The organism is Rhizobium sp. A22-96 (genome assembly GCF_053521805.1).
This window is the reverse complement of the sequence record NZ_JBNWDQ010000002.1, coordinates 142,602-163,761: the sequence shown is the minus strand read 5'-3', so window position 1 is coordinate 163,761 and position 21,160 is coordinate 142,602. Positions and strand designations below refer to the sequence as shown.

25 protein-coding genes are annotated in these 21,160 nt (G+C 59.3%); 11 read left to right on the top strand and 14 right to left on the bottom strand.

Translation table 11 applies throughout. From position 1 onward, the window contains the following. The first annotated feature begins 242 nt into the window (after positions 1-242). Both ACQZ6F_RS07260 and ACQZ6F_RS07255 read left to right on the top strand, forming a co-directional pair. On the top strand, positions 243-1,574 hold the full coding sequence (locus ACQZ6F_RS07260; RefSeq protein ID WP_449092278.1) for a bifunctional folylpolyglutamate synthase/dihydrofolate synthase: 1,332 nt from the start codon (positions 243-245) through the stop codon (positions 1,572-1,574). Next, entirely contained in the window at positions 1,571-2,101 is a 531-nt protein-coding gene (locus ACQZ6F_RS07255) for an N-acetyltransferase family protein (protein WP_449092279.1), read from the top strand. Before ACQZ6F_RS07260 ends, ACQZ6F_RS07255 begins: the two co-directional genes overlap by 4 nt. A 26-nt stretch (positions 2,102-2,127) precedes the next feature. On the opposite strand, the gene ACQZ6F_RS07250 is transcribed toward ACQZ6F_RS07255, so the two are convergent. The 4 genes from ACQZ6F_RS07250 to ACQZ6F_RS07235 all read right to left on the bottom strand — a co-directional run bounded on the left by ACQZ6F_RS07250 (position 2,128) and on the right by ACQZ6F_RS07235 (position 4,855). After that, on the bottom strand, positions 2,128-3,033 hold the full coding sequence (locus tag ACQZ6F_RS07250) for a DMT family transporter (RefSeq protein ID WP_449092280.1): 906 nt from the start codon (positions 3,031-3,033) through the stop codon (positions 2,128-2,130). 106 nt (positions 3,034-3,139) lie between these two features. Beyond that, on the bottom strand, positions 3,140-3,841 hold the full coding sequence (locus tag ACQZ6F_RS07245) for a TIGR02281 family clan AA aspartic protease (RefSeq protein ID WP_449092281.1): 702 nt from the start codon (positions 3,839-3,841) through the stop codon (positions 3,140-3,142). After that, positions 3,838-4,059, bottom strand: coding sequence for a DUF1289 domain-containing protein (locus ACQZ6F_RS07240; protein WP_077468804.1), 222 nt, complete (start codon positions 4,057-4,059; stop codon positions 3,838-3,840). Before ACQZ6F_RS07240 ends, ACQZ6F_RS07245 begins: the two co-directional genes overlap by 4 nt. Before the next feature lie 19 nt (positions 4,060-4,078). After that, the gene (locus tag ACQZ6F_RS07235; RefSeq protein WP_449092282.1) at positions 4,079-4,855 is read right to left on the bottom strand and encodes an adenosylcobinamide-GDP ribazoletransferase; all 777 of its coding nucleotides are present in this window, start codon (positions 4,853-4,855) and stop codon (positions 4,079-4,081) included. Between the two features lie 128 nt (positions 4,856-4,983). On the opposite strand from ACQZ6F_RS07235, the gene cobT reads away from it, so the two are divergent. Next, a complete protein-coding gene (cobT, locus tag ACQZ6F_RS07230) occupies positions 4,984-6,000 on the top strand; it encodes a nicotinate-nucleotide--dimethylbenzimidazole phosphoribosyltransferase (protein ID WP_068387503.1) in 1,017 nt (338 codons plus the stop codon). 185 nt (positions 6,001-6,185) lie between these two features. Beyond that, positions 6,186-6,578 carry a diacylglycerol kinase gene (locus tag ACQZ6F_RS07225; protein WP_077468802.1) on the top strand — a complete coding sequence of 131 codons (393 nt, stop codon included), beginning with the start codon at positions 6,186-6,188 and terminating at the stop codon, positions 6,576-6,578. A 17-nt stretch (positions 6,579-6,595) separates the two neighbouring features. Here ACQZ6F_RS07225 and ACQZ6F_RS07220 read toward each other — a convergent pair whose 3' ends face one another. Then, complete coding sequence (locus ACQZ6F_RS07220; protein WP_077468801.1) at positions 6,596-8,125, bottom strand: sensor histidine kinase; 1,530 nt, start codon at positions 8,123-8,125, stop codon at positions 6,596-6,598. Between the two features lie 126 nt (positions 8,126-8,251). Between ACQZ6F_RS07220 and ACQZ6F_RS07215 the strand changes: the two genes are divergently transcribed. From ACQZ6F_RS07215 to ACQZ6F_RS07205, 3 genes are all read left to right on the top strand, one after another. Next, on the top strand, positions 8,252-8,824 hold the full coding sequence (locus ACQZ6F_RS07215) for a thermonuclease family protein (RefSeq protein ID WP_449092409.1): 573 nt from the start codon (positions 8,252-8,254) through the stop codon (positions 8,822-8,824). Then, positions 8,821-9,453, top strand: a complete 633-nt coding sequence (locus ACQZ6F_RS07210) for a uracil-DNA glycosylase family protein (RefSeq protein WP_449092283.1) — start codon at positions 8,821-8,823, stop codon at positions 9,451-9,453. The genes ACQZ6F_RS07215 and ACQZ6F_RS07210 overlap by 4 nt, the downstream gene beginning before the upstream one ends. Positions 9,454-9,519: 66 nt before the next feature. Next, positions 9,520-10,008, top strand: coding sequence for an Lrp/AsnC family transcriptional regulator (locus ACQZ6F_RS07205; protein ID WP_068388031.1), 489 nt, complete (start codon positions 9,520-9,522; stop codon positions 10,006-10,008). Between the two features lie 54 nt (positions 10,009-10,062). Here the strand turns inward: ACQZ6F_RS07205 and ACQZ6F_RS07200 are convergent, their stop codons facing one another. After that, positions 10,063-10,935 (bottom strand): NAD(P)-dependent oxidoreductase, encoded by an 873-nt coding sequence (locus ACQZ6F_RS07200; RefSeq protein WP_449092284.1) that lies wholly within the window; start codon positions 10,933-10,935, stop codon positions 10,063-10,065. Positions 10,936-11,204: 269 nt separating this feature from the next. Between ACQZ6F_RS07200 and ACQZ6F_RS07195 the strand changes: the two genes are divergently transcribed. The 4 genes from ACQZ6F_RS07195 (at position 11,205) to ACQZ6F_RS07180 (ending at position 15,224) form a co-directional block, all read left to right on the top strand. After that, a complete protein-coding gene (locus ACQZ6F_RS07195; RefSeq protein ID WP_449092285.1) occupies positions 11,205-12,173 on the top strand; it encodes an aliphatic sulfonate ABC transporter substrate-binding protein in 969 nt (322 codons plus the stop codon). Between the two features lie 204 nt (positions 12,174-12,377). Then, entirely contained in the window at positions 12,378-13,553 is a 1,176-nt protein-coding gene (ssuD, locus tag ACQZ6F_RS07190) for an FMNH2-dependent alkanesulfonate monooxygenase (RefSeq protein ID WP_449092286.1), read from the top strand. Between the two features lie 23 nt (positions 13,554-13,576). Beyond that, complete coding sequence (gene ssuC / locus ACQZ6F_RS07185; protein ID WP_449092287.1) at positions 13,577-14,413, top strand: aliphatic sulfonate ABC transporter permease SsuC; 837 nt, start codon at positions 13,577-13,579, stop codon at positions 14,411-14,413. A 10-nt stretch (positions 14,414-14,423) separates the two neighbouring features. Further along, positions 14,424-15,224: an ABC transporter ATP-binding protein gene (locus ACQZ6F_RS07180; protein WP_449092288.1), complete on the top strand. Its 801-nt coding sequence runs from the start codon at positions 14,424-14,426 to the stop codon at positions 15,222-15,224. 17 nt (positions 15,225-15,241) lie between these two features. On the opposite strand, the gene ACQZ6F_RS07175 is transcribed toward ACQZ6F_RS07180, so the two are convergent. The 8 genes from ACQZ6F_RS07175 to ACQZ6F_RS07140 form a co-directional block, all read right to left on the bottom strand. Then, positions 15,242-15,718, bottom strand: coding sequence for an SRPBCC family protein (locus tag ACQZ6F_RS07175; RefSeq protein WP_449092289.1), 477 nt, complete (start codon positions 15,716-15,718; stop codon positions 15,242-15,244). After that, a complete protein-coding gene (locus tag ACQZ6F_RS07170; RefSeq protein ID WP_068387482.1) occupies positions 15,715-16,059 on the bottom strand; it encodes an ArsR/SmtB family transcription factor in 345 nt (114 codons plus the stop codon). Before ACQZ6F_RS07170 ends, ACQZ6F_RS07175 begins: the two co-directional genes overlap by 4 nt. Next, positions 16,052-16,744, bottom strand: a complete 693-nt coding sequence (locus ACQZ6F_RS07165) for a glutathione S-transferase family protein (RefSeq protein ID WP_449092290.1) — start codon at positions 16,742-16,744, stop codon at positions 16,052-16,054. Before ACQZ6F_RS07165 ends, ACQZ6F_RS07170 begins: the two co-directional genes overlap by 8 nt. 128 nt (positions 16,745-16,872) lie before the next feature. Beyond that, positions 16,873-17,697, bottom strand: a complete 825-nt coding sequence (locus tag ACQZ6F_RS07160; protein ID WP_449092291.1) for a methyltransferase domain-containing protein — start codon at positions 17,695-17,697, stop codon at positions 16,873-16,875. A gap of 150 nt (positions 17,698-17,847) precedes the next feature. Further along, positions 17,848-18,114, bottom strand: a complete 267-nt coding sequence (locus tag ACQZ6F_RS07155; protein ID WP_068387476.1) for an usg protein — start codon at positions 18,112-18,114, stop codon at positions 17,848-17,850. Between the two features lie 185 nt (positions 18,115-18,299). Then, positions 18,300-19,130 (bottom strand): ABC transporter permease, encoded by an 831-nt coding sequence (locus ACQZ6F_RS07150; RefSeq protein ID WP_449092292.1) that lies wholly within the window; start codon positions 19,128-19,130, stop codon positions 18,300-18,302. Then, a complete protein-coding gene (locus tag ACQZ6F_RS07145; RefSeq protein WP_449092293.1) occupies positions 19,127-19,930 on the bottom strand; it encodes an ABC transporter permease in 804 nt (267 codons plus the stop codon). Before ACQZ6F_RS07145 ends, ACQZ6F_RS07150 begins: the two co-directional genes overlap by 4 nt. Before the next feature lie 118 nt (positions 19,931-20,048). Beyond that, positions 20,049-20,831, bottom strand: a complete 783-nt coding sequence (locus ACQZ6F_RS07140; RefSeq protein ID WP_449092294.1) for a transporter substrate-binding domain-containing protein — start codon at positions 20,829-20,831, stop codon at positions 20,049-20,051. Positions 20,832-21,160: the final 329 nt, after the last annotated feature.

The following is a 21,160-nucleotide window of genomic DNA, read 5'->3' as shown; positions in this document are numbered from 1 at the left end:
GCCTGGCCCTCGCCAATCTTTGCTTGGAGAGGGCCTTCCGGCTTGATTGGGATAAGCCTGAGGCGGCTCTCGGGGATATTGGCCGGATGGGAGGGACCGCAAATTTAGGGTCTTGCGGCGTTCGCTGTGGCATGGAACTCATTGGTTTGAAGTTGTCGTGCGAGGTCGTCGGGCATGCGAAGTCATGATAGACCGTCCTGCCAATTAACAGCTTCAATCCGAAATCCTGCCGAAGGTATATCATGCCGCAATCCCATCCCAGCCGGGCGCTATCCGACGCCCTCAGCCGCCTCGACCAACTGACCAATTGGGAGCGCAAGCCGCGTGGGGAGATGCGTGTCGGCCTCGAGCCGATGCTGGACCTCATGCAGCGCCTGGGTAACCCATATCAGAGTTTTCGCGCCATCCACGTCGCCGGCACCAAGGGCAAGGGGTCCGTTTGCGCGCTCGTCGAGGCCAGCCTGCTGCAAGCAGGGTGGCGCGTGGGTCGCTATGCCTCACCGCATGTCGACCGCGTGAACGAACGGGTCAGCATCCTCGGTCAGGCGGTTGAGGATGACAAGCTCGCGCGGGCCGTGATGCAGGTGCTGGATTGCTACGAGGTGGCAAAGCGAGAAGCAACGGCAGGTGAAGACGCCACCTGGTTCGATGTGATAACGGCTGCCGCTTTCGTCGCCTTCAGGGATGCGGGTTTGAATTGGGCTGTGGTCGAGGTTGGGCTCGGAGGACGGTTGGATTCCACCAACGTCGTCTTCGGCGAGATCGCCGTCGTCACCAATATCGAGCTCGAGCACACGGAAATTCTCGGGAATACGCGCGAAGCGATTGCGGGCGAGAAGGTCGGCATTTTGAAGCCCGGTGCAACGCTCGCCACTACACTTCCTGCCGCAGACGCGGCGGGGCGGGTTCTTCAGCAACGGGCCGATGAACTTGGCTGCCGTGTCTTGCGCACGGATGTCCCGGATGATGCGACGATAGCGGAAAAGAACGCCGCGCTGGTCAGTCTGGTGCTCGATGAACTAGGGCGGCAGGGCGAACGCGCAACCGCGGTTGCTCAGGTAGGCAGGCCGATCGGTGCGTGGCTGCTTGACGAGACCGTCAGGGACAGAGCGCGTTTGCTGGGCCGGATGGAGCGGTTCAACGTCAAGCTTTCGGCCAATTCCCAGGCCACGCAGCGGCGGGTGACTGTCGTGATGGATGGCGCGCATGTGCCGTTCAATATTGAAGCGGTCTTGCGGGATATCGCGCGTTCTTCCGACACCAGCGGCGAATGCGTGGCGATTGTTGCGCTGGCGTCGGACAAGGATGCTCAAGGCTTTCTCACGGTTCTGTCGCGCCATGTAGCCTATGCAGTCTTCACTGAAGCGTCCGGATCCGGACGCGCTCATCCTGCTAGCGAGTTGGAGATGCTGGCAAAATCCATGGGAATGGATTGTGAGTCCGAACCGGACGCGCAAAAGGCATTCGATCGGGCTGCTGCCAGAGTTTTGCAAGGTGAAAGCTGGATGCTTGTTACCGGTTCGCTCTATCTGGTTGGCGCGCTGCGCGGTGCGCTAATGGAGGGCGCGGGTTGACGGCCGAGATCAGAATTCGGCCAGCTGTTGTCGATGATGCGGCTGCTATCGCCCGGCTGCATCGTGCGGTCTGGTGCGATACTTATCGCGATCTTGCGCCGGCCGAGGTCTATCGTTTGCTCGATGAAGATTTCCGCCTGATGCGGTGGAACGAGATGCTCGCCAATCCGCGTCAGCATCAATGCGTGCTGTTGGCGGAGCAGGACAACCGGCTCGTCGGCATTGGCGCCATTGGTGCGCCATCGGAAGCAGCCTTTGATGGGCGAGGGGAAATACGCTCGCTTTACATCGATCCCACGGTCAAGCGACAGGGACTTGGGCGCCGCCTGATGCGTGAGTTGGCATTGCAGCTTGCAGCCATGGGCTATGCCGGCGCTGGGCTTGGCGTTGTCGTCGGCAATCATCCGGCGATCGCATTCTACCGCTCGCTCGGAGGCCGTATGATCGGGCGATACACTGATCCTGGGCCGATCTGGCGTTCGGACAACCTGATTTTCGTCTGGGACGATCTGTCAGCTCTACGCTGATTTTTCGAGCCGTCTTCCTACGAATGTCACCCAGCGGCGACTTTCTTGCGCGGGGTGATCGTCATGGCCATGACCCCAGCGACGACGCAGACAAGACCGATCGCCGCCGTCGAGGATAGAGGCTCGCCGAGGAAGATCACGCCGATGCCGACGCCAATGGGAACGCGCAGATAGGCCTGCGCCGTGGTGCTGACGGAACCCAATGTCTGGATAAGCCGGAAATAGATGCTGAAGGCGAGGGCGGTGGAGACGATCGACAGGCCGAGAAGGCAGAGGATCGAGGCGGAGGATGGAGCGAGTTGCCAGGGGTGATCAACGACCAGGCTGGCGGGAATAAGGAGAGCTGCGCCGCATAACAGCGAGCCGGCTGCCGGCATCATCGGGTCCAGCCCCTTGAAGTTGCGCCCAAACAGCGCGGCGCTCGCATAGCAGATGGATGCCACGATGACGGCGAGCTGTGCGGGCAATTGCTGACCAACGCCATTCAGAGCATCGACACCGATGATCAGGCAGATCCCCGCCATGCCAGCGAGCACGCCGAAGAGCTTGCGCCCGGTCAGCCGCTCGCTGCGAAATAGTCCTGCCGCAAGTAGGAAGGCAAAAATTGGCGTGGTCGAATTCAGGATCGTGGCCAGGCCGGCGTCGAGGGTTTGCTCAGCCCAGGCGATGAGGGTGAAGGGGATCGCGCTGTTGAGGCAGGATTGGATGAGAAAGCGCCGCCATGTCGCAGCATCTCTTGGTAGGCTCAAGCCGCGCCAGCGAATGATGACAAGCAGAACGAGACCGGCGATCAAGGTGCGGGCGGCGATCAGCGTGATCGGCGGAATGGTCTCGACGCCAACACGGATAAAGCTGTAGGAGGCCCCCCAGCAGGTCGCCAGGAGGATGAGAAGCAGCAGCTCTGTCGTTACGGTAGTTTTTGCGGGCGCCATGGGTGTTTCACTTTTCAAGCGGTTCGGTTCTGCCGCTATCTAAGATGACTACACCGCCAAATGCTTCGATCGCAACCGAACTATCGATATCTGTCTTTGGCTTGGCTCAGTCCCGCAGCCGTAGCTCATCGGTCTGCATCTGCATCGACCCCAAAGTCTCGAGGAAGCTCATGCCGAGCAGGCTCTGGTCGAGCTTGCCCGCTTCGGCGACGCTCGCCTTGACGTCTCGACGTTTGATCGGGCCGATTGCCACCGAGCCGAGTTCGACGGGAGCGGCGCTGGCACGACCGTTCGCGGTCAGCACCGTCATGGAATAGGTTAGGTTTTCGGGGATGATGCCGACGCGTTCGGCGTCTTCCTGTGAAAGTGCGATCGTGCTGGCACCGGTGTCGATGAGCATATCTATCGGCTGCCCGTTGATGATCACCCGCGCCTCGAAATGCCCGTTCGAGCGCTTGTGGAGGATCACTTCCTGGCCGCCCTCGCTTGTGGTGACGACGACGGCATGGCCGGGCACCAGGCCGGCGAACAGGCGATTGCCGACCTGCTCGGCATCGCCGCGATAGATATAGGCTGTTGCCAGCGCCATGATGATGACGAACCAGATGAGAAGGTTGCGTATCGACTGGCTGACGGTGTGTCGGCTTGCCCAGACAGCGGCGCTCATCATCAAGGCGATCGGCAAGAGGTAGATGACCCGGGCAAAGTCATCATTGTGCATGCCGAAGGTCGTGCCGGTGTTGTTGTTGAAGATGAGCAGTGCGAGGCCGATGCCGAGAATGGCGAGAACGATGTTCAGGCGGTTCATACGGCGTTGCGCTCCTTTGCCAGTCGCTGTCGACGGGTTTCCCTGCGCGGCTTGCGCTCGACCTTCGTCAGGCGTTCAGGGAGGATCTCCATGAGCTGGCGGCGTTCATCATCGCTATAGTTCATCCACGCGCCGATTTCGGTCGCGGTGCGACCGCAACCGAAGCAATAGCCGGTAATGTCGTCGATCGAGCAGATAAGGATGCATGGTGTTAGCATAGGATCATATATCGAGGCTTCAAATGCACATGGCAAGGGTACAGAGCGACGCGATCTCGCAAATCTGCTGCGTCGCGCCAATGGTGTCGCCAGTATGGCCGGATAGCCTTCGGCGCACATGTCGGGTTACGAAAAATGTGGCGATGGCCACGACGAGAAGGCAAGAGACAAGCGCCGAGATACCCAGGCTCGGCCAGATGAACAAGGTTGCCAAGGCAAGAGCCGTGATCAGCGCCAGTTGCATGGCGTTGCCATCCGGCTGGCCGGCGGAAGCCGCAACCCCATCCGGTTTGGCGGGGGGGAGCACATGCCAGTGCCAGACCATCGCACCGCGGCTAAGCGCGGCCGTCGCGAGAAGCGCCAGCGCAGCGTCAAACGGCATGAGGTGGCGGGCGATCGCAGCGAGTGCCGCGGCACGCAATCCGAACGACAGGATCAAAGCGGCCGCGCCATAGGTGCCGATGCGGCTGTCTTTCATGATGGCGAGAGCACGCTCGCGATCCTTGCCGCCACCCAACCCATCGGCGGTGTCGCTGAGACCGTCTTCGTGCAGGGCGCCCGTTGCAACCGTTAGGACGGTGAGAGCCAAGAGCGCAGCCATCAGCGGATCGGCATGCAGGGCAAGCAGTAAACCGAAGACAATGGAGCCAGGCAGGGCGATCAGCAGGCCGGCAAAGGGGAAGGCACGGGAAACCGGCGCCAGCTTGCCATCATAGCCTGCAAAGAAGGATGTCGGCACGGGAATACGACTTAAAAAGGCGACAGCGCGCGCGGTGTCGCGCATGTATTCCCGCATTTCTTTCTCTCCCCGCTATCCGCGCGACGGCATCGGGCGCTTTTGGAGTTGTTCGCGCCGATTCCGAAGACTAATAGAGTCGCACGCAAAGAACCTGATTTGAGACCAAAAAACAAGGAACGGCATTCATGAGCGTAACCGGCTTGCCATTCGATGATTTCCGCACGCTGCTGCGCGACCTTCCGGGCCCGGATGCCCGAGCACTGGTAGCGGCACGAGAGCGCGACGCGCAGCTCACCAAACCACCGGGCGCGCTTGGCCGTCTTGAGGAGATCGCTTTCTGGCTGGCCGCATGGACCGGCCGAGCACCGGCCGTCACCCGGCCGCTGGTTGCGATTTTCGCCGGCAATCATGGTGTCACGAAGCAGGGCATCACCCCGTTCCCGCCTTCCGTCACGCAGCAGATGGTGGAGAATTTCGCCGCTGGCGGTGCAGCCATCAACCAGATCTGCGTCGCCTATGATCTCGGCCTCAAGGTCTTCGATCTGGCGCTCGATTTCCCCACCGCCGACATTACCGAGGAGCCGGCGCTCAGCGAGCGCGACTGTGCCGCGACCATGGCTTTCGGCATGGAGGCGATTGCGGGCGGCACGGACCTGCTCTGCATCGGTGAAATGGGTATCGGCAACACCACGATTGCGGCCGCCATCCACTACGCGCTTTACGGCGGCAAGGCAGAGGATTGGGTCGGCCCCGGCACCGGTTCCGAAGGCGAGATGCTGAGACGCAAGATCGCTGCCGTCGAGAAGGCGGTGGCATTGCATCGTGATCACCTGTCCGATCCGCTGGAAATACTGCGCCGTCTCGGCGGTCGCGAGATTGCTGCCATGGCTGGCGCTATTCTTGCGGCGCGCATGGAGCGCATTCCCGTGATCATCGACGGTTACGTCGCGACGGCTGCAGCCTCCATCCTCAAGGCGGCCAATCCGTCGGCGCTGGATCATTGCCTGATCGGCCATGTCTCGGCGGAGCCCGGGCACCTGAGATCGATCGAGAAGCTTGGTAAGACGCCGCTTCTGGCGCTCGGCATGCGGCTCGGCGAAGGCACCGGAGCTGCGCTTGCGGCCGGGATCGTCAAGGCGGCGGCTGCCTGCCATTCGGGCATGGCGACCTTCGAAAGCGCTGGTGTCACCAACAAGCATTGATGGACCAATGCAACGGGATGCTGGACAGCATCCCGTTGCCGATTTTTCTGTGGAACTGTTGGTTCGCGTCATAAATCTGCAATGAATTCCTGAAGCGGTCGAAACTGTCAGCTTGCGTCATGGGGAGCAAGGCGGTATTCGCAAAGCGTCTAAATTGCAGTTGGGGCGTTACGGGCGGAACGAGAATGACCGAATTTTCGAAATCAGCAGTCACCAAGGAAACGGGGATCCGGCATTTCTTTGCCGCTGCCGGTTATTCGTGGGGTGGTTTTCAACGACTGCTTCAGGAGGCTGCATTCCGCCAGGAACTGCTCTTCGCGGCGGTTTCGCTGATCCTGCTGATTGTCGTCGGCGCGAGCTTCGGTGAAATCGTCATAGGCATGGTGATTTTCCTCGGCGTCTTTGCTGTGGAGGCAATGAACACGGCCGTTGAAGAGGTCATCGACCGGATTTCGCCGGAGATTTCCAATGTCGGCAAATATGCCAAGGATCTCGGCTCATTTGCAGTGTTTTGCATGCTGGTCGCGGCTGGCCTCTATATGCTCTACATCATCGGCAGCCATCTGTTTTTCCGGTAACTGTCGGAAGCTGAGCCTCAGGCGAAGCTCTTCTTGCGCCGTCCGATGAGCGGGGCATCTTCGACAGCCGGCAGGCTTTGCAGCACACGCTTGGCCGGCAGTATGGCGATGACCTCTGTACCCTCGCGCAATTTGGATTTCAGCACGAACTGACCATCATGCTTGGCAAGGATGGCTTGAACGATCGGCAGGCCGAGGCCAGTGCCTTGCTCTGCGCTCTTGATGGCGATCGAGCCCTGGCCGAAGGCCGAGAGCACCACCGGAATCTCCTCCTCGGGAATACCGGGTCCATTGTCCTTGATCGCCACATACTCGCCGCCTCCGGCCGTCCAGCCGACCTTGACGGTGATTTCGCCATTCTGCGGCGTGAATTTCACGGCGTTCGACAGGAGATTCAGGATCACCTGACGCAGCGATTTTTCATCGGCCCAGACGGAGGGAAGCTGCGGTTCGATTTGCGATGAAATGGAAATGTTCTTGCCGCGCGCGCGCAACTGCACCATGCCGATGCAGTCTTCGGCAATGTCGAGCAGCGAGATGGCTTCCTCGTTCAATTCGTATTTGCCGGCCTCGATGCGCGACAGATCGAGGATTTCGTTGATCAGGTTGAGCAGGTGCTGTCCGGAGCGATGGATATCGGTGGTGTATTCCCGGTAGGTGGCGTTGTTCAACGGCCCCATGACCTCGGCGGACATGACTTCCGAGAAACCGAGAATGGCGTTCAGCGGCGTTCTGAGCTCATGCGACATCGAGGCGAGGAAGCGCGATTTGGCGAGGTTCGCCTCTTCAGCGCGCCTGCGCGCCTCGTCGGACATGGATTTCGCGACTTCCAATTCCGCGATCAGATCATCCTTTTCCGATTGGAAGGAGAGGATCTTCAGATTGGACTGGAACATGCGATTGGTGATGAAGGTAAAGAAGATCACCGCGACAGAGACGACCGCTGTCAAGGCGATATCCGAGGGCCTGCGGGTCAATATCGCCGTGACGACCAGCGCCACCGTTGCCGGCGCAAAGCAGAAGGGCACGGCACGCGGCAGCATGAAGCTGGACATTGCCGTGATACAGATCGCCACCAGCAGGACGGCGCCCTTGTAGAGGCTGAAACTGTCGCCGCCGCAGGTCGAGCAGCTCTGCATCGCGAAGACTGCCCAGCAGAGCCCGGTCAGCAATTGCCCCAGCAACAGGATCTGCCGCCATCTCCTGGCGCTTTCGACACTCATCTCCTGCTTTTTCGCCCGCCTGCCGAGGATCATATTGATGGCATGCGCAGTCAGGATCGGAATAGCCCAGAAGAAAATCAGCGCGTCGCGGGTCAGATAGACCCCGATCGATGCCACGACGATTGCGAAGATCGGCACGACGGCAGCACCCTGCAGCATCGTATCAATGTGCATGAGCATGAGCTCGCGGTCGAAATTGCTGCTGTGGCCAATTTGCAAGCGTTCGCGGGTCTGCCGCACGGCCTTCGACACAGCCCGGTTTCGGTGACTGCGCGATCGGTCGACGATGTTTTTATCTGTCGATGTGCTGACGCCGATTTTCATGGTTTCGTTGAAAATTAGTCTTCCTGAGGTTACAGACTAGCGGCCAAACATTAAGAAGATACTGCGGCGAAATGGTTTGTTTGCCATCTTCGCCAAGGATTTGTTGTGAAAGGAGGCAAGAAAGTGATGCGGTCAAGCCGCCTGTTTCGCGACGGCGCGGTCACATTTGCCCTGCTCGCCATTCTTGCTTTTCTCGCGTTGAAGTTGAACAATCGGCCAGAACTTGTTCAAACGGGACGATTTTACGCGATCGACGGCGATACGCTTTCTGCCAATGGCGAGCGTTTGAGGCTGAAGGGCATCGATGCGCCGGAATATCGGCAGCGGTGCCGGCGTGATGGCACGGACTGGGCATGCGGAGAAGAGGCGCGCAAGGCGCTTGTCACAATCATTAAGATCGGTGCGCTGGAATGCCGCGGAAGAGACAGGGATCGCTATGGTCGCCTGCTGGTGACTTGTGGGGTTGGCGACCTCGATATCAACGCCGCAATGGTGCGCAATGGCATGGCATTATCCTATGGAGGTTATGCCGCTGAGGAACGAATGGCGCGGCAGGCGAAAGCTGGAGTTTGGGCCGGCGATTTCGAACGGCCGAGCGATTACCGGCGGGAAGAGCGTCTGGAGCATTCGTCGGGAGGCGATCCGATGACGGGCCTGATTGAATATCTGCGAGGGATTGTCGGATGGAGCGCGCAATGATTGGAGCGGGCGAGTTGCAGGCTCTGCATTCGGCCATCGCCGCCTGCCGTCTCTGTCGTGACGCCCCGGCGAAGGGCGAGGCGGATCGGCTGCCGCATGAGCCGCGGCCGGTCGCCACGCTTTCCTCGACAGCACGCATCCTGATTGCGGGGCAGGCGCCTGGCCTGCGCGTTCATGAAAGCGGCCTGCCGTTCAACGATGCTTCCGGTGACCGTCTGCGGCAGTGGCTGAATGTCGATCGCGATAGTTTCTACAACCCCGACCATTTTGCCATGCTGCCGATGGGCTTTTGTTTTCCCGGTTACGATGCCGCTGGCAGCGATCTGCCGCCACGTAGGGAATGCGCGCCTCTGTGGCGTCAGAAGGCGATGGATGCGATGCCGCAGGTAGAGCTGATCCTGACAATCGGGCAATATGCCCAGGCATGGCATCTCGGCAAGGAACGCATGGCGTCGATGACTGAGACGGTCGCCGAATGGCGGCGTTATCTCCTGACCAATCACTCGCCGGCCATCTTGCCGTTGCCGCATCCGAGCTGGCGCAACAGCGGCTGGCTGAAACGTCATCCCTGGTTCGAGGCGGAGTTGCTTCCGGTATTGCAAGAACGTGTGAGAATCCTAGTTTCTTGAAAAATGGTTCTTTTCTCGTCCTGAAAATAGGCTATAGAGAGAATATAATTCGAAGGGATGCTGAAAATGGACCGTCTTGACCGCAAAATCCTGCGCCTCCTCCAGGAGGATTCCACTCTGGCCGTGGCCGATCTTGCCAAGAAGGTTGGATTGTCGACGACACCGTGCTGGCGCCGTATCCAGAAGATGGAAGAAGACGGCGTCATTCGCCGCCGCGTCGCGCTGCTCGATCCGGAAAAGGTCAACACGAAGGTTACCGTTTTCGTGTCCATCCGCACCAATAGCCACTCCATCGAATGGCTGAAGCGTTTTTCCGAAGTGATTGCCGATTTCCCGGAAGTGGTGGAATTCTACCGCATGAGCGGCGATGTCGACTATCTGTTGCGCGTCGTCGTTCCGGATATCGCTGCTTATGACGCCTTCTACAAGCGTATGATCGCCAAGATCGAAATCCGTGACGTCTCCTCGGCTTTTGCGATGGAGCAGATCAAGTATTCGACGGAACTGCCGCTGGATTACATGCTGATCGAGAATGCAAAGTCGAACGAAGACTAAGCGCAATTCTGGCAGAGGCGCTCAGCCGAAACTATTCCGGCTGAGCGCCTTTTATTATTTCTTGTCCAGCCGTGCGAGCAGGGACGACGTGTCCCAACGGTTGCCGCCCATAGCCTGAACATCACCGTAGAATTGGTCGACGAGCGCCGTTAGCGGCAGCTTGGCCTGGTTCTGACGCGCTTCGGCAAGCACGATGCCGAGATCCTTGCGCATCCAGTCGACGGCAAAGCCGAAATCATATTTGCCGGCATTCATGGTCTTGTGGCGGTTTTCCATCTGCCATGAGCCGGCAGCGCCCTTGGAAATGACCTCCACCACCTTTTCGATATCGAGTCCGGCCTGTTTGCCGAAGTGGATACCTTCGGCAAGGCCCTGAACGATGCCGGCGATGCAGATCTGGTTGATCATCTTGGTCAACTGACCGGCGCCGACAGAACCCATCAGGCCGACCATGCGGGCGTAGGCGTCGATGACGGGACGTGCCTTTTCGAATACGGCTTCGTCACCGCCGCACATGACGGTCAATACGCCGTTTTCAGCGCCGGCCTGGCCGCCGGAGACGGGGGCGTCGATAAAGTCCGCGCCTTTTTCCTTAGCGGCAGCGTAGAGCTCGCGCGCCACTTCGGCGCTGGCGGTCGTATTGTCGATCAGTATGGCGCCCGCCTTCATGGTCGAAAGAACGCCATTCTCGCCCGTGGTCACCGAGCGCAGGTCGTCATCATTGCCGACGCAGGTGAAAACGAAGTCCGCGTCTTTTGCCGCTGCCGCCGGAGTGGGGGCGAACTTGCCGTCGAACTGCTTGGCCCATGCCTCCGCCTTGGCAACGGTGCGGTTATAGACGGTGACGTCGTGCCCACCCTTGACCTTGAGATGCCCTGCCATGGGATAGCCCATGACGCCCATGCCGATGAACGCGACCTTTGCCATTTTTCTTGCTCCATGATCGATTTTGACTCGAAGGCTTAGCGGAAAGGCCAGAGGGACGGAAGGCCGATTTATCGACCAACTTGTCACCATGTCACTTGGCTTGGAATTTCATTTCTGGAATTAGGCATTTGTCGAAATCAAATTTCGACGTTCGCAGAAAACTTCATAATATCCTTTGTCGATATAATCTGTGGATTTGCGATCCTTAGCTACCGACAATGAGCCGGCGTTCACGGGAAGCGCCAGGACGACAGGGAAAAGGATCTTCGATGATTTCGCGCAGACAGACACTCGGCCTCCTCGGCGCCACGGCAGCTGCCTTCGCGTTGCCTTGCATCCGGCCGGCCGGCGCCGCTGCTGCGACCACTCTTCGCATCGGCTGGCAGAAGAACGGCGTGCTGGCGCTTGCCAAGCGCAAGGGAGCGCTGGAGAAGCGGCTTTCCGATCGCGGGATTTCTGTCGAGTGGTCGGAGTTCACCTCTGGACCGCCGCTCCTTGAAGCGCTCGGGGCAGGTGCACTCGATTTCGGTGCCACCGGCGACGTACCGCCACTCTTTGCGCAGGCAGCCAATGGCAATCTGCTCTATGTCGGCCTTTACACGGGCAGCCCGGAAAGCTCCGCCATTCTCGTTCGCAAGGATTCGCCCATCCAGACGCTTGCCGATCTCAAGGGAAAGAAAGTCGCCTTCAAGCGTGGCTCCAGCGCCCATAACGTCACCGTCAAGGCCTTGCGCAAGGGCGGACTGACGGTCAACGACGTCCAGGCGCTCGATCTCGCTCCGCCGGATGCTTCGGCCGCTTTCAAGACCGGTGCCATCGATGCCTGGTCGATCTGGGATCCTTACCTGGCCATTGCCGAAGCTGATCCGGATACGCGTATCCTTGCGACGGCGCGGGGGATCGTCGACTCCTTCAGCTATTTCCTGGCAAACGGCGATTTCACCAAGGATAATCCGCAAGTCATCACCGATGTCATCGACGAGCTCGCCAAGGTCGGTGCAGCGGCGCAGTCCAATCTCGACGACACCGTTGCGGCCCTTGCCGAGATCACCGGTGTACCGGCCGACGTGACGCGGGTGACATTGACCCGCCCCGGCTCGAACCTCGGCGGCGTTTCCACAATCACGGATGCCGCGATCGCTTATCAGCAGGGACTAGCCGATGAATTCTACAATCTCGGCATCGTTCCGAAGAAGCTGACCGTTACCGATATCGTCTGGCGACCGAAGGCGAGCTGAGCACAGTTGGCCTGTCGAGAACTCCCCATGCCTCCAACGTCTGAAAAGATCTTGGATGGGGTCGCATGCGGAAAAATATTCCGCCAGACCTCAGGCAATAGAAAATCTGCATTGTCGATATAATCCATAGTCTATGCCACTATCCCGTTCGAGGCATCGGGAAGTGGCTCCCGACCACGCGCATCCAGAAGGCAGGAACACCTCATGACCGCGACCGCAAAACCCATCGATTTCCTGTGGTTCATTCCGACCTCCGGCGACGGTACCTATCTCGGTTCGACCGATCTCAATCGTGGGCCGGATATCGGTTATCTCCAGCAGATCGCGCAGGCGGTCGATAGGCTCGGCTATACCGGCGTACTCTTGCCGACGGGCGTCTCCTGCGAAGAATCCTTCGTCACTGCCGCCGCGCTTTCGGCCCATACGCAGAAGCTGAAGTTCCTGGTCGCCATCCGTCCCGGCACGGCATCACCAGCCTACTATGCCCGTCTTGCCTCAACGCTCGATCGCGTATCGAACGGCCGCGTGCTGCTCAACATCGTCGTTGGTGGCAGCCCGGCGGAATTGGCGGGCGACGGCATTCATCTGGAGCATGACGAACGTTATGCCCACGCCGATGAATTCTTCCATGTCTGGGAAGAGTTGCTGGAGAAGGGGTCCTCGACATTCGAAGGCAAGTATATCAAGGCCACCAAAGCAAGGCTCGGCCTGCCGCCGGTGCAGGCACCACGTCCGCCGCTTTATTTCGGCGGCTCCTCGGATGCCGGCATCGAATTCTCGGTCGGCCGCGTCGACAAGTACCTGACCTGGGGCGAGCCTCCGGCACAGGTGGCTGAAAAGGTCGAGAAGGTCCGGGCGGCAGCCGCCAAGCGCGGCCGCGAAGTCAGCTTCGGCATCCGCCTGCATTTCATCGTCCGTGAGACGGATGAGGAAGCATGGGCCGCCGCCGATCACCTGATTTCCAAGCTTGATGACGAGACAATCCGCGAAGCGCAGGAGCAGTTCGTCAATCAGTCCGACTCGGTTGGGCAGAAGCGCATGGCCGCGCTCCACGGTGGCCGTCGCGACAAGCTCGAAGTATCGCCGAACCTCTGGGCCGGCGTCGGCCTGGTGCGCGCCGGTGCCGGTACAGCGCTTGTGGGGTCGCCAAAGACGGTGGCGGCAAGACTGCGCGAATATCAGGACATCGGCATCGAAACGGTGATCGGTTCGGGCTATCCGCATCTGGAAGAGGCCTACCGTGTCGCGGAACTTCTGTTCCCCGAACTTGGACTGGACCGCAAAGAGCAGCGCGCCGGCTTCCGCAATGAGTTCGGCGCCAAGCAGATTTTTGCCGGCGGCAGCCATGGCGGCAATCTGAAAGTCGTTTCCGGCTCGTGAGCCATCCTACCAAGGAGATCCCCATGTCGGCATTCGATACATCCTTCATCCGCATCGGCGCCGAAAGCCGGGCTCGCCCGGCCAAGGCTGCAAGGCAGGGGATCTCCTTCGAACGGTTTCTGCCCTTCCTGCTGCCCATCGTCGTCATAGCGGCGTGGCAGCTCGGCTCGTCGGTCGGATGGATCTCCACGCGCATCATGCCGTCACCCGCGGCCGTCGTGGTCGCCTTCTGGCAGACCACGATATCAGGCCAGCTGCCGAACAATATCCTCGTCAGCGCCGGCCGCGCTTTTGCCGGCTTGTTGGTGGGCGGCTCGATCGGCTTTCTGCTCGGCATCGCCAACGGCGTCTCACGGCTCTCGGAACAGCTGACCGACACGACGCTGCAGATGTTGCGCACCATTCCGCATCTGGCCATGGTGCCGCTCGTCATCCTCTGGTTCGGGATCGGCGAGGAATCAAAGCTGTTCCTGACGGCACTCGGCGTGCTTTTCCCGATCTATCTCAACACCTATCACGGCGTTCGCAATGTCGATCGCGGGCTGATCGAGATGGGCAGGGTCTATGGCATGAGCAACTGGACGCTGTTCCGGAAGGTGATCTTTCCAGGCGCGCTTCCATCCATACTCGTCGGGCTGCGCTTTGCGCTCGGCATCATGTGGCTGACGCTCATCGTTGCTGAATCGATCGCAGCATCGTCCGGTATCGGCTACATGGCCAACAATGCCCGCGAGTTCGGCATGACAGATGTCGTGGTGCTGACGCTGGTGATCTACGCCATTCTCGGCAAGCTCGCCGATGTCGTTGCGCGGGCCATTGAGCGCCGGGCGCTCCGCTGGAACCCGGCCTATCAGAATTGAGGAGCATGCCATGAGCGTGATCGCACCGGATCGCCTTCGCCATCAAGCCGCAAGCACAGCTCTGTCATCCACGGGTGCGGCTGCAATCCATATCAGAGGCCTGGAAAAGAGCTTCGGCAACAATCGGGTCCTGCGCGGCATCGATCTCGATATCCCGGCCGGACAGTTCGTCGCCGTGATCGGCAAGAGCGGCTGCGGCAAGAGCACGCTGCTGCGCATCTTGATGGGCCTAGACGAGCCGAATGCGGGACACCTGCGCTTCGAGGCTGCGGATGGTAGCGAAACGGAACCGAATACCCGCATCGTCTTTCAGGAGCCGCGCCTGTTGCCCTGGCTTTCGGTCGCCGATAATGTAGCCGTCGGGCTGGGCGAGGGCGAGCCCCGGGATGTCTCCCGAAGCGCAACGGCTTCGGTTCTCTCCGAAGTGCAGCTTGCCGAGAAATATGGCGAATGGCCGTCCAGTCTTTCCGGCGGCCAAAAGCAGCGTGTGGCGCTTGCCCGTGCGCTTGTCAGCAAGCCCGGCGTGCTTGCTCTCGACGAGCCGCTTGGTGCGCTGGATGCATTGACCCGTATCAGCATGCAGGAATTGCTGAACCGCGTCTGGCGCGAGCTTCGCTTTACCGCAGTGCTCGTCACGCATGATGTCAGCGAAGCCGTCCATCTGGCGGATCGGGTCGTCGTACTGGACGAAGGGCGGATCGTGCTCGATCTCGCCGTTCCTTATCCGCATCCGCGTCGTCACGGCAATCCGGCGCTGGCGGAACTCGAAGGGAAGCTGCTGGCCGCAATTCTTGGCGAGGCGCGCGGCTAGGTCGCTCGCCAAATGGTCTAGTTCGGCCTGCTTTCGTCTCCCTCGACATAGAGCCGGAGATTATCGAAGCCGATCTCCGTGCCCATCAGTCGCGAGCCGTTGTCGCCATAGCCGTCGAGAAACACGACCTGCTCGACGAAGGTCATCTTCGTGCCGCTGGGCTCCTGAGCAAAGCTGACGGTTGCCAGCGACACGGAAATTCTGACGTCGTCCAGCATCATGTCGAAGGCATAGATGAAGCGATCGTTCGGGACGACGTCGATATAGCGCGCCTGATAGGCATGCACGACACCGTCCGTCGAGGCGACGCGGTTGCTTTCGCTGCCGCCGGTGCGGAAATCCAACTGGAAATCCAAAGGCGTCCAATCGCCATGGCAGGCAAACCATTGCCGCTTCTGCTCAGGAATCGCCCAGGCGCTGAAAACGCGCGGCAGAGGCGCCTTGAAATGGCGCTCTATGGTGATGGTCGTATGTTCGGTCGATCGTTCGCTCATTCGCCTGCGGTCTCCGTCGGTGTCTCTGCGAGGAAGAGGTCGAGCCGGTCGAATGCTCTGTTCCACGAGGCCTTGCGTTCGGCGATCCAGCGTTCGACCGACGCCAGTGCCTCCTTGCGAAGGTGGTAGGTCCGCACCCTGCCGGCTTTTTCCGAGAGAACCAGCCCACTGGTCTCAAGCACCTGCAGGTGTTTCATCACGGTCGGCAGCGCCATATCCAGGGGCTGCGCCAGTTCGGTAACCGAGGCGGGGCCGCGTCCGAGCCGGTCGATCATGCCGCGCCGGCTCTGATCTGACAAAGCTTGAAACATCCGGTCGAGCGACTGGGCTTCTTCAAGCATGAGGCTGCTCCGGACGGAATTGGGCTGGCAGGTTCTCTTGATAGGGATAGAAATGGAAATAGGGCATGGCTTCCTTGAGAACGCGGGCAAAGGACGGCCGGTCGAGGAGGCGTTGGTAGTATGCCTTCAGCCGTGGTTGGCTTCCATCGAAGGGAACGAGCGTTTCGGCGTAGAACAAAGCGGGTGCCGCGGCGCAATCGGCCATCGTCAGGTTTTCGCCGGTGATCCAGGTCTTCTCGCCGAGCTGCTTTTCGATCATTCCATAGGCGGTGCGCAACAGCGCCTGTGCTTCAGCGACGCTTTGCGGGTCGTGAGCATCCTCAGGCCGGCGTCTGTCCGCGACGATCTTCTGCATCGGTTCCTGCACATAGAGATCGAAGAAACGATCCCATAGCCGGACGTCCAGGGCATCTGTGGGATCTGCTGGTAAAAGCGCTGTGGCTCCAGGGTAATGCCGATCGAGATATTCGATGATGATGCTGGTTTCGGGAACTGTGCTGTCGAGCGTTTCGTCGCGCAGCACCGGAAACTTGGCGAGAGGCCAGAGACGCGCCAAGGAGGCCCGCGATTCCTCGTTGCCGAGATCGATAACCCGATTTTCGAACGGCGTGCCATTCTCATAAAGCGCCATCAGCACCTTGTGGCAGAAGGAGGCAAGGGGATGGTTGTAGAGAATAAGGGACATGCGACGACCTCTCTTATAAAGGTTTCAACTGTTACTTATCTAAACGGCTAAGTAACAGTTCGCGCGCAGCGAGGCAAGGAAATAGTTATCCATTAGGATAACTATTTCTGCCGTTCTTATCGGTCGTATCAGTCGGCAAGCAGGCGCGCGATGACCAGATGGCCCGGCGTCGGCTGGCCTTCCTGCATTCGGACATTGATATCGGTGATCTCGACCAGCTCGAAGCCGGTCGCAGTCAGCCGCTCGCGCACATAGGCGTCCGCATGGGCAAAGCGCTGGTGCGGACCGACCATATAGGGACGGTCGGCCAAGGTCGCCTCCGGCAGGGTCTCTGAAGAGAAGATGAAAAGGCCACCGGGCGTCATGTTCTCCGCGGCGCCGAAGAACAACGGTTCCAGCGCGCCAAGATAGGGCAGGACATCGGTGGCGGTAATCAGGTCGAAGGATTCTTCGTCATTGTCCTCGAGGAAGTCTTCGACCTCGGCCACGAAGAGAGTTTCGTAAACATCCTTCTCGTGGGCGATTTCGACCATGTTTTCGGAAATGTCGATACCGGTGATTTCCTCGACGATGTCGCGCAAGGTGCTGCCAGTCAGCCCCGTGCCGCAGCCGAGGTCGAGCATGCGCTTGAAGGGGCCGAGGCCGAGCGCCTGCAGTCGCTGGCGCACGAGGACCGGCACATGATAGCCGAGTTGCTCGACCAGAACGTCTTCGAAAACTTCGGCATGCTGGTCGAACAAGGTCTCGACGTAGGCATCCGGCGCCTTTGCCGGCGTTTCGCCACGTCCCATCGAAGCGATACGGACGGCAGCGCCGCCGTGATCTTCCGGATCGAGAGCGAGAACCTCTTCATAGGCCTTGACGGCGGCATCGATATCGCCGGATTTTTCCAGTGCCAAGGCACGGTTGTAAGCTTCCGCCAGCGCGTCTTCGTCGATCTTCTTCTTTGCCATGATCAGCAGCCCTTCTTTTGTCCCGCTGGCATTAAGGCGCTTGACCGGCTTTTGCAATGCTTGCGTCGAGATCAGGGCTTCTGAGGGCGGATATAGCCGTTATCCGCCCGATTGGTGGTTCGTTCAGGAGGCAGCGTCCCCGAGACAAAACTAATGCAGGATGAACTCGCCCTTCAATGCTCGCCATTCGGTCGCCGATATAAGCTTGCGATGGACATAGCGCACCGAATGCAGCGGGCCGTCGAGCGTTTCCTCCCAGAATTTCAGGAAGCCGCGCATTTCGGGGAAATTCGGGGCGAGATCATAATCCTGCCAGATGTAGGTCTGCAGAAACTGAGGGTGATCGGGCAGCCGGTACAGGATCTGCGCCGTCGTCAACCCATAGCCTTGCAACTGCTTTTGCATGTCGTCGTGCATGAGCTTTCTCTTTCCGTTCCCATTCTTGGTCGTGACTCACCGTCACACACATATGGAAACAGCTCATGGTAAACCCAAGCTTTACAAAAGTGTCGCAAAAGAAATTTTCTTCACAAAAATCAATGTGTTAGCAGCGTCAACAGATGAGTGCTGCCAGCAAGGGAGGCATGCGCCCGTCCTTGCCGTCAGCGCTTGAGGTGGCGTGTCAGCTGACCTTCCATCCGCGCCCAGCCGTTTCGCATGAGTTCGACGATGATAAGGTAGAAGATCGCTGCCCACAAATAGATCTGATAGTCATAGGTTCGCGAAAATGCGTAGCGCGTCTCGCCCATGAGATCATAGACCGTGATAATCGACACAGTCGCCGAACTCTTGATCAGCAGGATGATCTCGTTGCCGTAAGGGCGCAGGGCTACGATGAGCGCCTGAGGGATGATGATCTTGCGGAAGGTGATCCATGTATGGATGCCGAGAGAGCTGGCGGCCTCGCTTTGACCTCTCGGCACGCTTTGGATGGCACCACGGACGATTTCCGTCTGATAGGCGGCCGTATTCAAGGTCATGGCGAAGACGCCGCAATAGAATGGATCCTTGAAGAACCACCACATGCCGATATCCTCGAAGAACCAACGGAAGCTCGGGAAACCGTAGTAGACCATGAATATCTGCGCCAGCAGCGGCGTGCCGCGGAACAGATAGACATAGCAGTAGGTCAGCGTGCTCAGGATCTTGTTGCTCGACATGCGGGTGTAGGCGAGCGGCAGCGACAGGATCGCACCAAGAATAAAGGACACAGCGACCAGTTTGACGGTGATCCAGAGACCATGAACGAGTCTCGGCCCGTAGGTCTGAAGCTTATCGACATCCCAACCGGTCACGATCATCGCCAATAGCGCGATGCCGAGAACGGACCAGAGGGTCAGAAAGAAATAGCCGGCGATGCGGGACTTGGAGATTTTCCTGGCTGTCTTGGGCGGCGCCGGTTGCGCCGCAATCAGGACTTCGGCATGGCTCATCGACGAACCTCCGCGCGTTTGGCCCATCGATCGAGATAGAAGAGGCCGATCGAGGAGATGACGGCCAATGTCAGATAGAAGAGGCAAGCGATTGAGTAAAAGGTGAAGGGCAACTTTGTGGAACGCACGGCGATACCCGTCTGTCTGATGATATCGGCGAGGCCGATGATCGAGACGTAGGATGTATCCTTCAAGAGGTTCATCCAGAGATTTCCGAGGTTCGGCAGGGAGATGCGAACAAGCTGGGGCAGGATGATCAGTCGCATCGTGCGCACGCGGTGGAAGCCGAGCGCGTCGCCTGCTTCGTACTGGCCCTTTGGAATTGCCTTGAAGGCGGACAGCAGCACTTCCGAGCAGTAGGCCGAGAAGACGATCGCCAAGGCGACCATGCCGGCGGCAAAGGCGTTGATCTCGATCGGACCATCGTAGCCGAATTTGGCAAGAAAGGATTGCAGCAGGATCTGCAGGCCGTAGTAAATGATAAAGAGCGTCAGCAGCTCGGGCAGGCCGCGGAAAATGGTGGTGAAGACACCGGCGGCGAGCCGCAGCGACTTTTCTTCCGATTGCTGCGCGAGGGCGACAAAGAAGCCGATGATCAAACCGAGCGGTAGCGTCAGCACTGCGACGGCGATTGTGACCTTCAGGCCGCCGGCCAGTTCATCGCCCCAGCCCGCATCGCCACAGGCGAGCACCGTATTCTGGCCGAACACTGTGAACAATCCGGCCGGACCACACAACGGGTCGAAAATTGTACTCAACCAGGTCCACAAGGAACCAAGGGCGGAAAACAGTCCGCTCATGCTGTATTTCCCCTAGCGGCTTTTGCCGCGTTTCTGCTTATATTCTTTTCGTTGTCAAACAAAAACGGCGGAAGAGCAAGCTTCCGCCGTCGTCTTTTCCCAAGGAATCGACGGGCGATCAGTCGCCGTAAACGTCGAAATCGAAGTATTTGTCCTGGATCTTCTTGTAGGTGCCGTCGGCACGGATCGCTGCGATTGCGGCGTTCAGCTTGTCTTTGAGCGCTGCATCGCCCTTGCGGATAGCGATACCTGCGCCGGCGCCGTTGACGACCGGGTCGATTTTCAGCGTGCCGAGCATCTTGCAGCAGCTGCCGGCGTCAGACTTCACCCATTCCGACAACACGACAACGTCGTCGATCGCAGCATCGATGCGGCCATTGCCGAGGTCGAGCTTGTATTCGTCAGCCGACGGATAGAGCTTCAGTTCGGCGTCCTTCAGGTGGACAGTCGCATAGTTGGCGTGCGTCGTGGAGGACTGGGCGCCGATGGACTTGCCCTTCAGGGCTTCGTCGGTGGCTTCCTTAATGGTGGAGTCCTTCGGAACGGCGATTGCCGGCGGCGTGTTGTAGATCTTGTTGGTGAAGTCGACGATCTTCTCGCGTTCCGGCGTGATCGACATGGAGGAGATGACCGCGTCGAACTTCTTGGCCTGCAGGGCCGGAATGATGCCGTCGAAATCCTGATTCACGAAGCTGCACTTGACCTTCATATTGTCGCAAAGCGCATTGGCTATATCGATATCGAAGCCAACGAATTTGCCGCCCGCTTCAAGTGATTCGAAGGGCGGATAGGTCGCGTCCGTGCCGAACACGATCGTGTCGCCATCGGCAAGAGCCGCGCCGGCGAGGAGCGACATCGCGGCGAAGGATGCAGCGGCAAAAAGACGAGTGGAGATGCGCATATTGATCCTCTCTGTTGGTGGCCGGCAGCTCATTATTGTTGATTGGCGTCCGGCTCGAGTGGAGCGGGTCGGTGACCCGCCTTGCGGCGATATTCGTACTTTTTTTTCGCAAATTGCAACTGGAATTACGAAGGCTATCGTTGCCCCGCGATCGGGCAGCAACCCGAACGGGTGGCGGGGGAATCTGAACGGAAGCAGTCCGGTGTATTCAGCCAGGGTTAATTGCAGCTGCCTAATAGTTTGGGAACATATAGCGGCCTGCCGCGATTCAGCCTCACGAGAACCGAAAAATGGCCCGGATCGTGAGGCATCGCCTTGACCGCTGAGAT

Bases quoted from the DNA above. Each gene is read 5' to 3' on its own strand.
- ACQZ6F_RS07260 (WP_449092278.1), top strand. From the start codon at position 243: ATGCCGCAATCCCATCCCAGCCGGGCGCTATCCGACGCCCTCAGCCGC.
- ACQZ6F_RS07250 (WP_449092280.1), bottom strand. From the start codon at position 3,033: ATGGCGCCCGCAAAAACTACCGTAACGACAGAGCTGCTGCTTCTCATC.
- ACQZ6F_RS07245 (WP_449092281.1), bottom strand. From the start codon at position 3,841: ATGAACCGCCTGAACATCGTTCTCGCCATTCTCGGCATCGGCCTCGCA.
- ACQZ6F_RS07240 (WP_077468804.1), bottom strand. From the start codon at position 4,059: ATGCTAACACCATGCATCCTTATCTGCTCGATCGACGACATTACCGGC.
- ACQZ6F_RS07235 (WP_449092282.1), bottom strand. From the start codon at position 4,855: ATGCGGGAATACATGCGCGACACCGCGCGCGCTGTCGCCTTTTTAAGT.
- cobT (WP_068387503.1), top strand. From the start codon at position 4,984: ATGAGCGTAACCGGCTTGCCATTCGATGATTTCCGCACGCTGCTGCGC.
- ACQZ6F_RS07225 (WP_077468802.1), top strand. From the start codon at position 6,186: ATGACCGAATTTTCGAAATCAGCAGTCACCAAGGAAACGGGGATCCGG.
- ACQZ6F_RS07220 (WP_077468801.1), bottom strand. From the start codon at position 8,125: ATGAAAATCGGCGTCAGCACATCGACAGATAAAAACATCGTCGACCGA.
- ACQZ6F_RS07215 (WP_449092409.1), top strand. From the start codon at position 8,252: ATGCGGTCAAGCCGCCTGTTTCGCGACGGCGCGGTCACATTTGCCCTG.
- ACQZ6F_RS07210 (WP_449092283.1), top strand. From the start codon at position 8,821: ATGATTGGAGCGGGCGAGTTGCAGGCTCTGCATTCGGCCATCGCCGCC.
- ACQZ6F_RS07205 (WP_068388031.1), top strand. From the start codon at position 9,520: ATGGACCGTCTTGACCGCAAAATCCTGCGCCTCCTCCAGGAGGATTCC.
- ACQZ6F_RS07200 (WP_449092284.1), bottom strand. From the start codon at position 10,935: ATGGCAAAGGTCGCGTTCATCGGCATGGGCGTCATGGGCTATCCCATG.
- ACQZ6F_RS07195 (WP_449092285.1), top strand. From the start codon at position 11,205: ATGATTTCGCGCAGACAGACACTCGGCCTCCTCGGCGCCACGGCAGCT.
- ssuD (WP_449092286.1), top strand. From the start codon at position 12,378: ATGACCGCGACCGCAAAACCCATCGATTTCCTGTGGTTCATTCCGACC.
- ssuC (WP_449092287.1), top strand. From the start codon at position 13,577: ATGTCGGCATTCGATACATCCTTCATCCGCATCGGCGCCGAAAGCCGG.
- ACQZ6F_RS07180 (WP_449092288.1), top strand. From the start codon at position 14,424: ATGAGCGTGATCGCACCGGATCGCCTTCGCCATCAAGCCGCAAGCACA.
- ACQZ6F_RS07175 (WP_449092289.1), bottom strand. From the start codon at position 15,718: ATGAGCGAACGATCGACCGAACATACGACCATCACCATAGAGCGCCAT.
- ACQZ6F_RS07170 (WP_068387482.1), bottom strand. From the start codon at position 16,059: ATGCTTGAAGAAGCCCAGTCGCTCGACCGGATGTTTCAAGCTTTGTCA.
- ACQZ6F_RS07165 (WP_449092290.1), bottom strand. From the start codon at position 16,744: ATGTCCCTTATTCTCTACAACCATCCCCTTGCCTCCTTCTGCCACAAG.
- ACQZ6F_RS07160 (WP_449092291.1), bottom strand. From the start codon at position 17,697: ATGGCAAAGAAGAAGATCGACGAAGACGCGCTGGCGGAAGCTTACAAC.
- ACQZ6F_RS07155 (WP_068387476.1), bottom strand. From the start codon at position 18,114: ATGCACGACGACATGCAAAAGCAGTTGCAAGGCTATGGGTTGACGACG.
- ACQZ6F_RS07150 (WP_449092292.1), bottom strand. From the start codon at position 19,130: ATGAGCCATGCCGAAGTCCTGATTGCGGCGCAACCGGCGCCGCCCAAG.
- ACQZ6F_RS07145 (WP_449092293.1), bottom strand. From the start codon at position 19,930: ATGAGCGGACTGTTTTCCGCCCTTGGTTCCTTGTGGACCTGGTTGAGT.
- ACQZ6F_RS07140 (WP_449092294.1), bottom strand. From the start codon at position 20,831: ATGCGCATCTCCACTCGTCTTTTTGCCGCTGCATCCTTCGCCGCGATG.